The sequence below is a fragment of the Algoriphagus sp. NBT04N3 genome (assembly GCF_019443765.1).
GTDB lineage: Bacteria > Bacteroidota > Bacteroidia > Cytophagales > Cyclobacteriaceae > Algoriphagus > Algoriphagus ornithinivorans.
Window position 1 is genome coordinate 1,929,650 of sequence record NZ_CP048415.1, and the last position, 14,981, is coordinate 1,944,630.

13 protein-coding genes are annotated in these 14,981 nt (G+C 39.7%); 10 read left to right on the forward strand and 3 right to left on the reverse strand.

Going from position 1 to position 14,981, the window contains the following annotated elements; genetic code table 11:
- Positions 1-46: 46 nt before the first annotated feature.
- From GYM62_RS08410 to GYM62_RS08420, 3 genes are all read left to right on the forward strand, one after another.
- Complete coding sequence (locus tag GYM62_RS08410; RefSeq protein WP_091650073.1) at positions 47-763, forward strand: ABC transporter ATP-binding protein; 717 nt, start codon at positions 47-49, stop codon at positions 761-763.
- Positions 764-822: 59 nt separating this feature from the next.
- Positions 823-1,371 (forward strand): cob(I)yrinic acid a,c-diamide adenosyltransferase, encoded by a 549-nt coding sequence (locus GYM62_RS08415; RefSeq protein WP_219959083.1) that lies wholly within the window; start codon positions 823-825, stop codon positions 1,369-1,371.
- Between the two features lie 71 nt (positions 1,372-1,442).
- On the forward strand, positions 1,443-2,510 hold the full coding sequence (locus tag GYM62_RS08420) for a branched-chain amino acid aminotransferase (protein ID WP_219959084.1): 1,068 nt from the start codon (positions 1,443-1,445) through the stop codon (positions 2,508-2,510).
- Positions 2,511-2,548: 38 nt separating this feature from the next.
- Here GYM62_RS08420 and GYM62_RS08425 read toward each other — a convergent pair whose 3' ends face one another.
- Entirely contained in the window at positions 2,549-3,763 is a 1,215-nt protein-coding gene (locus GYM62_RS08425) for an arginine deiminase family protein (RefSeq protein ID WP_219959085.1), read from the reverse strand.
- A gap of 199 nt (positions 3,764-3,962) precedes the next feature.
- Here GYM62_RS08425 and GYM62_RS08430 point away from each other — a divergent pair, with 199 nt between their 5' ends.
- Positions 3,963-4,718, forward strand: a complete 756-nt coding sequence (locus GYM62_RS08430; RefSeq protein WP_219959086.1) for a DUF4197 domain-containing protein — start codon at positions 3,963-3,965, stop codon at positions 4,716-4,718.
- A gap of 222 nt (positions 4,719-4,940) precedes the next feature.
- On the opposite strand, the gene lysS is transcribed toward GYM62_RS08430, so the two are convergent.
- Both lysS and GYM62_RS08440 read right to left on the reverse strand, forming a co-directional pair.
- Positions 4,941-6,647 (reverse strand): lysine--tRNA ligase, encoded by a 1,707-nt coding sequence (gene lysS, locus GYM62_RS08435; protein WP_219959087.1) that lies wholly within the window; start codon positions 6,645-6,647, stop codon positions 4,941-4,943.
- 100 nt (positions 6,648-6,747) lie between these two features.
- Complete coding sequence (locus tag GYM62_RS08440; protein ID WP_219959088.1) at positions 6,748-7,923, reverse strand: proline dehydrogenase family protein; 1,176 nt, start codon at positions 7,921-7,923, stop codon at positions 6,748-6,750.
- A gap of 157 nt (positions 7,924-8,080) precedes the next feature.
- On the opposite strand from GYM62_RS08440, the gene GYM62_RS08445 reads away from it, so the two are divergent.
- From GYM62_RS08445 to GYM62_RS08470, 6 genes are all read left to right on the forward strand, one after another.
- A complete protein-coding gene (locus GYM62_RS08445) occupies positions 8,081-9,160 on the forward strand; it encodes a chorismate mutase (protein WP_219959089.1) in 1,080 nt (359 codons plus the stop codon).
- 391 nt (positions 9,161-9,551) lie between these two features.
- A complete protein-coding gene (locus GYM62_RS08450) occupies positions 9,552-10,649 on the forward strand; it encodes a chorismate mutase (protein WP_091650053.1) in 1,098 nt (365 codons plus the stop codon).
- Between the two features lie 89 nt (positions 10,650-10,738).
- The gene (aroB, locus tag GYM62_RS08455; protein WP_219959090.1) at positions 10,739-11,773 is read left to right on the forward strand and encodes a 3-dehydroquinate synthase; all 1,035 of its coding nucleotides are present in this window, start codon (positions 10,739-10,741) and stop codon (positions 11,771-11,773) included.
- Between the two features lie 25 nt (positions 11,774-11,798).
- On the forward strand, positions 11,799-13,028 hold the full coding sequence (locus GYM62_RS08460; RefSeq protein WP_219959091.1) for a 3-phosphoshikimate 1-carboxyvinyltransferase: 1,230 nt from the start codon (positions 11,799-11,801) through the stop codon (positions 13,026-13,028).
- Positions 13,018-13,839, forward strand: a complete 822-nt coding sequence (locus GYM62_RS08465) for a prephenate dehydratase (RefSeq protein WP_219959092.1) — start codon at positions 13,018-13,020, stop codon at positions 13,837-13,839. The genes GYM62_RS08460 and GYM62_RS08465 overlap by 11 nt, the downstream gene beginning before the upstream one ends.
- Positions 13,839-14,981 carry a pyridoxal phosphate-dependent aminotransferase gene (locus tag GYM62_RS08470; RefSeq protein WP_219959093.1) on the forward strand — a complete coding sequence of 381 codons (1,143 nt, stop codon included), beginning with the start codon at positions 13,839-13,841 and terminating at the stop codon, positions 14,979-14,981. Before GYM62_RS08465 ends, GYM62_RS08470 begins: the two co-directional genes overlap by 1 nt.

Genomic DNA, 14,981 nt, shown 5'->3' on the forward strand with positions numbered 1-14,981 from the left:
ATGCTGTATTTTTAAAATTCAGCTGAAACCACTAACCCAACTTACCATGAGCAGAGTTATTGAGACCCATAATATCAACCGAACCTACAAAATGGGGGCAGAAATTATTCAAGCCCTTAAATCCGTTTCTATCACAGTGGATAGAGGGGAATATGTAGCTTTTATGGGTCCTTCAGGATCAGGTAAATCTACCTTGATGAATATCATCGGTTGCCTTGATACCCCTACTTCCGGCACATACATTCTCAATAATAAGGATGTCAGTGATATGACTGAGAATGAACTGGCGGAGATCAGAAATAAAGAAATAGGCTTCGTTTTCCAAACTTTTAATCTTCTTCCGAGAGCCAGTTGCCTGGAGAATGTAGCCCTGCCCTTGGTTTATGCAGGTTTTAGCAGAGCCGAGAGAGAAGAAATGGCATTTCAGGCTTTGAGCAATGTGGGACTTGGTGATCGAACCAAGCACAGACCAAATGAACTTTCCGGTGGACAAAGACAAAGAGTTGCGATTGCAAGAGCTTTGGTCAACAATCCATCTATCATATTGGCGGATGAGCCTACCGGAAACCTAGACTCTAAGACTTCCTATGATATCATGGAGCTTTTTCATGAGCTACACTCAAAAGGAAATACCATCATCATGGTAACTCACGAAGACGATATTGCCCACTATGCGCACCGAATTGTCAGATTAAGAGACGGCTTGGTAGAAAGTGATACGGTGAACCCAAATCCAACCCGAGGGGTAGGCGTTCACGCTTAAGTCAAATAAAGTATTATCAAATAGATTCTTATTTTTGTCGGAGATTTGAAGGGCTATTCATGAAAATTTATACCAAAACCGGAGATCAAGGAATTACCTCATTGTTGGGAGGAGTCAGAGTACCAAAATCAGATTTAAGAATCGATGCTTATGGTACCATTGACGAACTCAACTCTTATGTGGGACTTCTCAGAGATCAGGAAGTAAATAATTCCAGATCTGATATTTTGAAAGAAATTCAGGATAGACTCTTTACAATTGGAGCTGATTTAGCCACTGTTCCGGGAAAGGATAAAGTAAAAAAGCCAGATTTGCATGCTGAAGATATCCAAATGCTAGAGCATCAAATGGATAGTATGGAAGCTGATTTGCCTCCTCTTACAGCATTTATCTTACCAGGTGGACACCAATCTGTTTCATTTTGCCACTTAGCAAGGACAGTATGTAGAAGAGCTGAAAGATTGGCAGTTGAACTCGCCTCCTACGAACAAGTGAATGAAATGGTGATCCAATATTTGAATAGACTTTCGGACTACTTCTTTGTTTTGGGAAGAAAAATGGCCCAAGAACTAGATGTAGAGGAAGTAACTTGGAAACCTAGAGTTTAAAAAACTGGGTAAATTTTGCCCATAGTAAAATAAAATTTCAACAAAGGCTTTTTGCCTGAATCCGATTTAGCATGAAAACTTCGCTAGCCATACCGGTACACAAGACAGCATCTTCCAGATTACCGCAAACTGATTTTTCCAATTTGGTTTTTGGAAAAACCATCTCTGATCACATGTTTGTGGCAGATTATAAAAATGGAGAGTGGACTGACTTGAGAATTGAACCTTATGCACCATTACAGCTAAACCCATCCAATGCCGCTCTTCATTATGGGCAGTCCATTTTTGAAGGAATGAAAGCATATAAAAATGAAGAAGGTGAAATTTTGATTTTCCGAGCGGATGCTAACTGGAAAAGAATGAATGAATCGGCTGAAAGGATGTGCATGCCATCCTTGCCTGAAGAGGTCTTTATGGAGGGTATGCTTCAGCTTTTGGATTTGGATAGAGACTGGGTTCCGACAGCCAAAGGAGCCTCCCTTTATATCCGACCATTCATGTTTGCTACGGATGACTACATTGGTGTAAAACCATCTGATACCTATAAATTCATCATTTTTACCTGCCCAGTAGGAAATTATTACTCTAAGCCTGTTTCTGTAAAAGTAGAAACCAAGTTTACGAGAGCAACTGAAGGAGGAACGGGAGCTGCAAAAACAGCTGGAAACTATGCTGCCTCATTATATCCGGCCTTACAGGCACAAAAAGCTGGCTACGATCAACTACTATGGACAGATGGTAAAAGCCATAGTAATATTGAAGAAAGTGGTACTATGAATGTAATGTTTAAAATAAACGGAACGCTCATTACAGCTCCACTTCATACGGGTACAATCCTGAAGGGAATTACAAGAAATTCAGTAGTTCAATTGGCAAATGACTGGAATCAGCCAATCGAAGAACGATTTTTAAGCGTTTCTGAGTTGAAAGAAGCTTTGGAAAATGGAACTTTGGAAGAAGCATTTGGAACGGGAACTGCGGCGACTATTGCTCATATTGCCAAAATCCACATTGATGGAAAAGATTATGTCTTGCCAGAAAAACCAGCAGATGCTTTTTCACACAAAGTTTTAGCCGCATTGGATGGCATTAAATATGGAAGCCAAAAAGATCCACACAATTGGATCATTAAATTATAAAAATAAAGGCCAGTTGACTTAACTGGCCTTTTTTATTCCTACACCCTAGCTCGACTCAGTGGCATAGTCATACATCTCGGACCTCCCAAACCTCGGGATAATTCTGAGGAAGGAATTTCCAATACCTCCACTCCCATATTTCTTAAGGCTCTGTTGGTGTGAATGTTCCTATTATAGGATATCACTCTTCTCGGTCCAATAGCAAAAACATTAGCTCCATCAAACCATTGCTCACGCATAGAATAGTCTGGGTTTCCATCTGCAGTTGCCAAAACCTCTAAATGAGGAATTTCTCTTTCCAAAACCGTTAATAGTGACTCCTTCAGTACTTCGCGTTTGATATGCACCTTGTCATCCTGCACCTCCTTTAAAGTGTAAAGAGATGTTTGAAGGACAGCATTCATAGCATCAGGATAAGTCAGCACCAGGTTTTCATCTAAAACGGTGAAAACTGTGTCCAAATGCATATAATTTCGCTTTTCAGGCAAGTGAACCTCATAAACCCTTTTCACAGATCCCTCTGCCAGAAGAGCTTTGGCTGCATGGTAAATTGCCTTTTCATCGGTCCGCTCAGAGTTCCCTATAGCTACTGCCTCATGGGATAAGACTATGACATCTCCTCCTTCAATACTTGGAGGATTATCATGACCATTGATGGGGTATAATTTATTGACGTGGTCTTTGAACTCCGGGTGGTTTTCAAAAACGGTCCTTAACAAATTTGCTTCTCGCTGTCTACCTTCCATTTTCATCGAAGAAAAAATAATCCCGCCCGGCGTGAGTGCCATAGGATCTCTTTGAAAATACAAATTAGGACAAGGAGTTATCACAAAAGCATAATCCAAAAGTTCTCCCTGATTCAAGTTTGGGATTTTTCTTTTCAATTCATGCACTTTTAAGCCTGCTGTCAAAATCCCTGCACATTCAGCTGTAGAATATCGCTCCAAAATATCCTCAGCCAAATGAACCATGTTGGATCGTCTGAGAGATTCCCTCATCAATCTCAATAATATATCCTCGTCGTATAATACGCGGATCAATAATTCTCTGAGTTGGTAAACCGTAGCTCCGGTTGATTCTTTAATTAAATTGGAAAAAACGTCATGTTCTTTTTGCAAAGCCTCCAAGTAAGGAACATCTTCAAATAGTAAAAAGTCTTTGTTATAGGGAGTTAGCCTATCAATTTCCTTTCCCGGCCTATGCATCAACACTGCCCTGAGAGTTCCAAACTCCGAGTTTAATCTTAAATTCATTTATCAATATTTCATTAAATGACTCACTTTATTAAATTTTATCAATGATATCATCAATTTTAATAAAAAATTCTCAAAATTTTAAGACTTCCTGATTTTATCCTAAAACTTAAAATCCCCTTGATATGGCTTGCTTTTAAAATCTTTTTGGCGTTTTGTCCGTTCTTTCAATCATACAATCAACCATCATCCCATGACCATGAGTCGAACATATAGAAATTTACTGTTTTTTTTAGGATTACTAATCTTCAGTTCTTGTCAATCCACAGCTCAGATAAACAAGGTAATCCAACAAACCTTAGGCACACCCAATAATTCTGAAATTGCAACGGGGCTGAAAGAGGCTTTAGAAAAAGGAACCGGAGTTAGTACAGATCGATTATCTGCCGTTGACGGGTATTTTAAAAATCCTGATGTGAAGATTCTATTTCCTGAAGAGGCCAAAAATGTTGAAAAAACACTTCGATCAATCGGCTTGGGCTCAGTTTGCGATCAAGCTATTGAAAGCTTGAACAAAGCCGCAGAGGAAGCAGCTAAGGAAGCTAAACCCATTTTTACCGCGGCTATTAAGCAGATGACCCTGCAGGATGTCCGGGGAATCTTATTGGGAGAAAATGATGCGGCAACTCAGTATTTCGCGCGAACCACCAGTCAGGAGCTTACTAAGAAATTTTCACCCATAATTAATAGCAGCCTACAAAAAGTAAACGCCACCAACTATTGGTCTGATGTGATGACTCAGTACAACAAGATTCCTTTAGTAAAACCTGTTAATACCGACTTGACTGCTTATGTTACCCAGAAAGCTATAGATGGCTTATTTGTAGAAATCGCCAAAGAAGAATACAAAATCCGGGAATTGGTAACTGAGAGAACTAGTCCTCTACTTCTTAAAGTTTTTAGCTACGCAGAGAGAGAAAAAGAAGCGCGTAAAAAAGATAATCCAGGATTCTAAACAAAGACCCCGGCAATCAGAAATTGACCGGGGTCTTTTATTTATTCAATAATATGGATATCCGCCTTCTTACCTGAATTGACAAAAATATGGCTTATTGTCTGCTGAAAGGATCAGAATCCAGAAGCTTCCGTCTTCGGTCATCGGTCTTCCAACCTGTCAAGCAAGGAAAATAAGTCAGCTGGCATGATTGCGGATAATCAGATTCAATAATTAAGAGAACTACTCTGCCAAATCAATAAAAAGGTTTTCACCTTCTTTTCGAACAGATACCACTCCTTTTTTGCTTAAGCCTTTCATAGCAACATCCCACTTTTTATTACTCAAATCAGTCATACCCTTGATTTCAGGCAATAAAGCAGGCTGATTTCCCTTTACTAATTCAAAAATCATCTTTTCTTCCTCAGTCATTTCCACCTGCTTTTTCTCAGGTCTCATTTGAGGGAAGAATAATACTTCCTGAATAGTAGTCTTATTGGTCAGCAACATGGTCAATCTATCGATTCCAATACCCAATCCCGAAGTAGGTGGCATTCCATATTCCAAAGATCTCAAGAAATCCTCATCCATGGCCATCGCCTCATCATCTCCTCTTTCGGCTAGTTTCAACTGATCTTCAAATCTCTCTCGCTGATCAATTGGATCATTTAATTCCGTGTAGGCATTAGCTATTTCTTTTCCATTCACGAACAATTCAAATCGCTCCACCAAGCCAGGTTCTGTTCTGTGCTTTTTTGCCAAGGGAGTCATTTCAATTGGGTAGTCGGTGATATATGTTGGCTGAACTAAGTGTTCCTCAACTTTTTCTCCGAAAATCTCATCAATCAGTTTGCCTTTGCCCATAGAATCATCTACTTCAATGCCTAGCTCAGTACAAACTTTTCTGAGTTCTTCTTCTCCCATTTTACTTACGTCAATACCAGCATATTCCTTAATCGAATCGTACATTGTCAAACGACGGTAAGGACCTGCAAAATCAATTTCCTTCTCTCCTACTTTGACTTTGGTATCTCCGTGAATCGCTAGGGTAACTTTTTCAAGAAGATCTTCCACCATTTCCATCATCCAGATGTAATCCTTGTAGGCTACATAGATTTCCATGGATGTAAATTCCGGATTGTGAGTTCGGTCCATTCCTTCATTACGGAACATTTTCCCAAACTCATAAACTCCATCAAAGCCACCAACAATCAACCTCTTTAGATATAGTTCATTCGCGATTCTCAAAAACAGAGGCATGTCCAGCGTATTATGATGAGTCTGGAAAGGTCTTGCAGCAGCACCACCATGAACAGCCTGAAGAATAGGAGTTTCTACCTCCAACCATCCGTGATCATCAAAATATCTACGCATGGTAGAAATAATTTTGGATCTGGTGATGAAAGTTTGCTTCACTTCTGGATTGACAGTCAAATCCACATAGCGTTGTCTATAGCGCATTTCAGGATCTGTAAATCCGTCGTAGACATTCCCTTCTTCGTCTCTTTTAACTACAGGTAATGGCTTAACGGATTTAGAAAGAACCTTCAATTCAGTGACATGAAGGGAAATCTCTCCAGTTTGAGTAGTAAAAATATATCCCTTAACTCCTATAAAATCTCCTATACCCAATAGCTTTTTGAATACACTATTGTAAAGTGTTTTATCCTCTCCCGGACAGATATCATCCCTTCTTACATAAATCTGTAACCTTCCAGTAGAATCCTGAATCTCAGCAAATGAAGCTGAGCCCATGATTCTTTTAGTCATCAATCGACCAGCAATTGAGATATCTTTGTAGTCGGTTTTATGATTTTCGTAATTTTTATGAATATCCTCTGAAGTGACATTGATTGGGAAAGCTTCAGCTGGGTAAGGGTTTATCCCTAATTGCATCAGCTCTTCCCTGTCTTTTCTTCGTTCGATTTCCTGTTCACTCAAAAGTTGCATGGTATAGATTTGAGAGTTCTAATTTTTATTTTATTCCTTGACTATTCTTTTTCAGCTTTCTGATTTCAAATTCAGCCTTCTGAATTCAGACTTCACACTTTTAATTTCTCTTTCTTCTTTTCATTTCTCTTTTCACCAGCTCAAACTCTCTGCTGCTTTGTCCAGCTATGGAACTGTTTTCTGCTGCTCTTCGGGTTAGATATGGCATCACTTTTTCTACAGGTCCATAAGGAACATATTTTACCACCCTATATCCCGAGTTAGCCAGATTAAAGGAAATATTATCGCTCATCCCGTAAAGTTGAGAGAAGAAAACTCGGTCTGACTTAGGGTCTATCCCATTGAGGTTCATCAAATCTATCAGTTGAAGGCTACTTTTTTCATTATGGGTAGCACAAACCAGATAAATCCCGTTCTCAACACAATAAGCGATGGCTGCATCATAATCCCTGTCAGTGGCTGCCTTATTAGGTTGAATCGGATCAGGATAACCCATCTCCTCTGCCCTTTCCCGCTCCTTTTCCATATAGGCACCTCTTACAGGTTTGGCACCCAACAAATAACCTTTTTCTTGAGCTACCAAATGGGCTTTTTGCAATCTTGACAAAGAGTCGTGCCTATACATTTGATAGGTGTTATAGACTACACAACGGTCTTGATTGTATTTTTCCATGGCCTCATAGGCCAAATCATCTATAACGTTTTGGAACCAAGATTCCTCTGCATCCACAAGAATCCTTAATCCCAAATCATGAGCAGCTTTGCAAAGTTTATCCACCCTAGCTTTCATCCTATCAAAAGCCGCTTGCTCTTCTTTGCTTAACTTTTCCCCATCCTGGATTTTGATCATGATATGATAATCTCCCAGTCCGGTTACCTTAAATACACCGAAAGGCATGTAATCGGTTTTGGCTGATTCGACCAAAGTCTGATAAATCTCCTCCGTAGTTTTATCAAAGCTGGCTTCATCTCCTTTTCCCTCTACCGAAAGATCGAGAATAGATTCTACCCCGTATTCCGCCAACTTTTTACAGGCTTGAATGGACTCCTTGATAGTTTCTCCTCCACAAAAATGACCAAACATGGTCTTTTTCATGATACCTTTGACCGGAAGTTTGAGTTTAAAGGCCAAATTTGCTAATCCAATACCCAGATCGGAGATCAGATTATTATTGAGGGTTGCGAAAATCAAATACATTTTACGCAATTCAGCATCGCTCTTGGAGGCGAAGGCTACTTCTAGATTCTCGAAAGAAATTTTGGGTTTTACTGGCATATTGCTCAAATAAAGGTGCAAAGATATTAAAAAAACCTCTTCAGCAGATGATTTGTTGGGATATTTGGGCGGAATCTGATACTGAAAAAATCAAAAAATCAGGAAATTAAACCTAGTCGCCCCTACTTGAGTTTTAAAGAACAAAAACCCGAATACTTTGGAAACCCTTTTCAATAAAAATTCCCATTCACAGCCCTTAATTATTGCAGGTCCATGCAGCATAGAAACCCCCGAACAACTGGATAATACTGTTCAGGAATTGGTATCTCAAGGCATCAACTTAATACGCGGAGGTGTATGGAAACCAAGGACAAGACCAGGGAGTTTCGAGGGCTTAGGATCCATTGCCCTTCCTTGGATCCAGGAAATCAAAAATAAATACCCAGTCAAATTTGCGATAGAGGTTGCCTCTGCCCAACATGTTGAGGAAGCCCTGGCTCATGAAATTGATATACTCTGGGTTGGAGCAAGATCCACAGCCAATCCATTTACCGTTCAGGAAATAGCCGAAAGTCTCAAAGGAGTTAATATTCCGGTGATGATTAAAAATCCTGTCAATCCAGATTTAAGCCTTTGGATTGGAGCGGTAGAGCGATTCCAAAAAATTGGGATTCAAGATCTGGCAGTAATACATAGAGGTTTTTCAAATTTTAGGGATCAAATTCACCGTAACTCCCCTCTTTGGCAGATCCCAATTGAATTCAGAACTCATTTCCCTGATTTGATGATGATCAATGATCCAAGTCATATCTCAGGAAAGAGAGACCTAGTTCCCATCATTGCTCAGAAGGCTCTTGATTTAAATTTTGATGGCTTGATCATTGAGTCCCATTGTAATCCAGATCAAGCTTGGTCCGACGCTGCCCAACAATTAACTCCTAAAAACCTGGAATTCATGCTTTCTCAGCTGAAAACCAGAAAGGTGAAATTTGAAGCTGCAGAAATGCTCAATCAATTGGCAGAAATAAGAAGTCAGATTGATCAAGCAGATCATGACCTATTAGAAGCTTTGCACAGAAGAATGCAATTGGTAGAAAAAATAGGTGAATACAAAAAACTCAATAACGTGGCCGTATTGCAGATGGAGCGTTGGAAAGAGATTTTCGATAGCCGACCTAGGTGGGGAGAATCCTTAGGATTGAACCCAGAATTGATTCAGGAGATTTTCGGAATTCTACATCAAGAGTCTATTCGAACTCAAACAGAAATTTTGGATAAAATAGAATCAAAAAATTGAAGCAAGTGACATAATGAAAGGAAGTATTCTTTTATTTGTTGAAAAATTATTTTTCAATATATAATTCCGTTACTATATTCATTAGTGATTAATTATTCTGAATTGATTCTATATTTTTATCTCATTTGAAATAAACGCAAAGAAGAGCCCTTCACTTTACATATTTGATAATCAATTGGTGAAAAAAATATTTTGCAATTAAAATTCCTCCGCTTACATTTACAGCATGTTAATCACAGCAGCGATCTATTTTACTTTCTTTTACTTTTACTTTCGAATGAAAAATCGAATCGGAGCTGTGTATTGTCTAGCCAAAAACTAAAAGAAAATAAATATCACAAAAGCCCGATTCGAAAGAGTCGGGCTTTTTTCATTTAAACGCTCAAGCCGTATGAAACCACACAAACAAATCAAAGATTGGGGATTGGGACTCAGCTCCCCTTTGATCATCGCAGGACCTTGTTCTGCGGAAACGCCAGAGCAGATCGAACAGATCTGCAAGGAGATGAAAGAGGAAAACACTGTTCCTCAATTATTTAGAGCAGGAATCTGGAAGCCTAGAACAAGACCAGGATCATTCGAAGGAGTTGGAGAAGAAGGATTAAAATGGATGGAGATCGTCCGACATCACCTCAATATTCCTATTACAGTGGAAGTTGGAAATGCTGCACATGCTGAACTGGCACTGAAGCATAAAGTAGATGTATTGTGGATTGGAGCTCGTACCACAGTTAATCCATTCGCGGTTCAGGAAATTGCGGAAGCATTGAGAGGCTCGGATGTTCCTGTAATGGTTAAAAACCCAATGAATCCTGATCTAGACCTATGGATGGGCGCTTTGGAAAGAATGCATGCAGTGGGTATTGACAAATTAGCCGCAATTCACAGAGGTTTCTCTGATGCTTATGATAAGCGCTTCAGAAACAAGCCCAATTGGTCAATGCCTATCCACCTTAAGCGCGTTTGGCAAGGAATGGAAGTAATCAATGATCCCTCCCACATTGTCGGAAGAAGAGATGGACTTCTTGAAGTTGCTCAAAGAGCTATGAACTTTGGTTTGGATGGATTGATGATAGAAACTCATCATGACCCTGACAAAGCATGGTCTGATGCCAAGCAGCAGGTTACTCCAAAAGCGCTGAAGCAAATGATTCAATCAATTGACTTCAAAGAGCCTTTGGAAAATATGAAGCCTGACGAAAGGTTGCAGGACTTAAGAAGAGCAGTAGATCATTTAGATGACCAGCTATTGGATATTTTACAAGAAAGATTTGCTGTGATTGATCAGATTGGTACGCATAAAAGAGAGCATCACTTGACAGTATTCCAATCTAACAGATGGAAAGAAGTAATGGAAAGCAGAACTCAAAAAGGAGTGGCTAAGCAGTTGAGCGAAAAATTCATGAAAGAACTGCTTTATTGTATCCACGAAGAATCTGTGAAGAGACAGGAAAAACAACTTCGGGAAGCAGAGCCTCTCAAGAAATAACAAATACGGCTGAGCACCTTAAAGAAAGGGAAGAATCTACCCATCCCTTTCTTAATTTGATGTACCTTTAGGTTTTAAACTTGAGTTTTGTGAATCCAATCATAATTGCGGAACAGCCATCTAAAAGTCTATCTAAGGCACTTTCTTCCCTTTCATTTTCATCTCTATTTATTCTAACAGATGAAAACACCCAAGAATATTGTTTTCCTCTGGTTAAAAATGCCTTGCCGGAATCTTATTTTCATTTCACCTTTCCTGCGGGAGAAAAGCATAAAAACCTAGAAACCTGCGCTGAAATTTGGACAGAAATGACCGAGGCGGGATTGGATAGAAAGGCTCTTGTCTTGAATTTGGGAGGAGGAGTGTTGGGAGATATGGGCGGTTTTTGCGCCAGTATTTACAAAAGGGGCATTCGATTTATCAATTTGCCTACTACCCTACTTTCTCAGGTAGATGCCAGTGTGGGAGGAAAATTAGGGGTTGACTTTGAAGGTCTCAAAAATCATCTGGGTGTCTTTAATGAACCAGAACTTGTTCTTATTTGTCCCCATTTTCTCAAAACACTTCCTTCGAACGAATTAAGGTCAGGCTTTGCAGAAATCATCAAGCATGGACTTATTCGGGATAAAGAATATTTTGAAAATTTAGATTTTAAAAATTGGAAAGAAAATGACTGGAAAAGTCTGATTTCGCATTCCGTGGAAATTAAAAAATCGGTTGTGCAAGAAGACCCCAAGGAAGCCGGCTTAAGGAAGATCCTCAATTTTGGTCATACCATAGGACATGCCTTAGAAACACATTTTCTGGATAGTCCTTACCATTTGTTGCATGGAGAAGCTATAGCCGCAGGAATGATTTGCGAGGCCTGGTTGTCCGTCGAAAAATGTCAAATGTCTTCTGCCGATCTTGAGCAAATCACCCAGAGTCTTTTGGAAGTATATGGAAAAATCAAACTCAATAAATCAGATTTTGAACCCGTATTGAACCTTTGTCTCCAAGACAAAAAAAATGAAGGAAAGGAGATTTTATTTTCCTTACTGGAAAAAATTGGAAGCTGCACCTTTAACGTTCCCGTGAACAAAAGCGAAATAGCAGCTGCCCTAACCTATTATCAAAACCTATAACCTATTTACCTTGCCAACTGACACTATGGAGCTACTAAAACTGAATCAGAAATCAGCTTTTACTCCCACCACTATCCCTCTTCCTTCCTCTAAAAGCGAATCTAATCGGGTTTTGATCATAGATACTTTGACTGAAGGTCAAAATACTATCGAGAACCTGGCAGAAGCGAGAGATACGCAGACTATGATTCGCCTGCTTCAAACCAACCCTCCTGTTTACGATGTATTGGATGCAGGTACCACGATGCGATTTCTGACAGCTTATGCTGCTGTCACCAATCAAAATAAAGTAATGACAGGAACGGCCAGAATGTGTCAAAGACCTATCGGAATTTTGGTTGATGCTTTGAGGGAAATTGGGGCTGAAATTCATTACATGAATGTGGAAGGTTATCCTCCTTTGGCGGTTCATGGACTTTCAGATCAGACAAAATCTGCGGTAAAAATTCGCGGAGATGTGTCCAGTCAGTACATTTCCGCCATGTTGATGATTGCTCCTATATTACCTAAAGGACTGGAAATTGAGTTGGAAGGAAAAGTGGGAAGCCGCACCTATATCGAAATGACTTTGGAATTGATGGCCAAGTTCGGGATCAACTATACCTGGGAAAAAAATACCATTAAAGTTGAAAACCAAGCCTATCAGCCAACCCAATTCATGGTGGAGAGCGATTGGTCTGGGGCAAGTTATTGGTTTAGCCTTTTAGCCTGTTCAGATTCCGGACAACTTTTTTTGAAAGGGTTGAAAGAAAATAGCCTTCAGGGAGATTCTAAAGTTGTGGAAATCATGTCCAAACTCGGCGTGAAAAGCAGCTTCCAAAAGGATGGCGTTTTGTTAGAAAAAATCCCTGTGGAGGGATTGGAAGAGTTTGACTTTACAGATTGCCCTGATTTGGCTCAAACTGTAGCTGTTACCTGCGCAATCATTGGCCAAAATGCGAAATTCACAGGACTGGAAAGTCTTCGTATAAAGGAGACTGATAGAATTTATGCTTTACAGCAAGAATTAGCCAAGTTTAATGCTGAGCTTAAAGAAATTGAGCCTGAAGTATTTCAAGTGATTCCATCTGTGACTATGCCACACGAGGTAAAAATTCACACCTACGATGATCATAGAATGGCGATGGCATTTATGCCTCTTTTGACAAAAACTCAAGTACTAATTGAGGATCCGGATGTGGTAAATAAAAGCTATCCTAGTTTCTGGAAGCACTGCCAGCTTGCCGGAATAGATCTTTCAAACCATGAGTCTTAAAATTGCCATACAGGGAATCCCTGGTTCATTCCATCATCAAGTGGCCTTAAAGGCTTATGGAGATGAAGCTGAAATTCTTCCCTTCAATACTTTTGAAGCAGTGGCAAAATCCATTTCTCAGGGAGAAGCTGATTTTGGAGTGATGGCTATAGAGAATTCCATAGCTGGAGCTATTTTGCCTAATTACGATCTCCTCGATCGGTATGAGCTATTTATAAGTGACGAATTTTACTTGCCTATTGCTCATCAATTGATGGCCTTGCCTGGTCAGCAAATTGACAAGATTAAGGAGGTTCGCTCCCACCCAATGGCTTTATTGCAGTGTAAAACATTTCTTGCCCAACATCCAAATATGAAGCAAGTAGATGATATAGATACAGCAACGGTAGCCAAAAGAATTAGCCAGGAACAGAGTGAGGGCCTAGCCGCAATTGCTTCGGAAATAGCAGCAGAAATCTACGGATTGGAAATACTTGCAAGAGATATACAAACTGTTAAAAGCAATTTCACCCGCTTTATTTTATTGGCAAATAAGATCAATCCTTCAGATGAAGGATCGAACAAAGCCTCTTTCAAAGTAACCATCAAAAATGAGCAAGGAGGCCTCGCCCAATTACTCAGTATGCTGGCTTATAAAGGATTGGACTTAAGTAAAATTCAATCTATTCCAGTCATTGAAAAACCTTGGGAATATTCCTTTTTCATTGATGCAGTTTTTACGAATTATGAAAATTATCGGGATGCGATGATTCTTATCCAAAGGGATTTTGGGGATGTTAAAATTTTTGGAGAATACAGGAGCAGAAAATAATGAAGGGATTTGCAAAGCGCATTGAGGAGGTACAGGAATATTATTTTTCCGCCAAGCTCAAAGAAGTCAATCAAATGATTTCGGATGGGAAACCCATTATCAATTTGGGCATAGGAAGTCCTGATCTGGCTCCAGCCAAAGAAGTAATCCAAGCCCTAAACCATACAGCAGAAAATTCGCAATCTCATGGATATCAAGCTTATCAGGGTATCCCTGAACTTAGGGTGGCCATGGCTGAATTTTATCAAAGGGAGTTTCGGGTAAGATTAAACCCACAGACTGAAATTCTTCCTTTGATGGGTTCAAAGGAAGGTATTATGCATATCAGCATGACTTTCTTAAATCCCGGGGATCAAGTGCTTATTCCAAATCCAGGATATCCTACTTACCGGAGTGTTACCCAATTGTTGGAAGCTGAACCCATATTTTATGAATTGGATGAGTCAGGAAATCCAAATTGGGATCAATTGAATTCTCTTGACTGTAGCAAAGTCAAGTTGATGTGGGTGAATTATCCTCAAATGCCAACCGGAGCCTTGGGAAGTCTGGAACTGTTTGAGAATTTAATTGCCTTTGCAAAGCAAAATCAGCTGATCCTGATTAATGATAATCCCTATTCGCACATTTTGAATCCTCAGCCAATCAGCTTATTGGAAGTATCTGGCGCCAAAGAAGTAGCGATGGAGCTTAACTCTCTGAGTAAAACTTTCAATATGCCGGGATGGAGGGTAGGCATGCTTTGCGGAAAGGAAGAATGGGTGAAAGCTGTCATGAAGGTCAAATCCAACATGGACTCCGGGATGTTTTTAGGAATTCAAAAAGGTGCCATTACAGCTCTTAGGTTGGGAAAAAATTGGTTTCAGGATTTAAATGAGCTATACACAAACCGACGTAAGCTGGTTTGGAAGCTGGCAGACCTACTGGATTTATCTTATTCCAAGTCTAACGGTGGACTCTTTGTCTGGTGCAAAATTCCTGAAGGAAAATCAGGAGATGAATTGGTCGATTATCTATTATACGAGAAAAATATCTTTATCACGCCAGGAAAAATCTTTGGTTCAGGAGGAGAAAATTACGTGAGAATTTCACTCTGTATGCCAGAGTTCAAAATTTTAGAGGCAATCAAACGAATCAAACCTTAA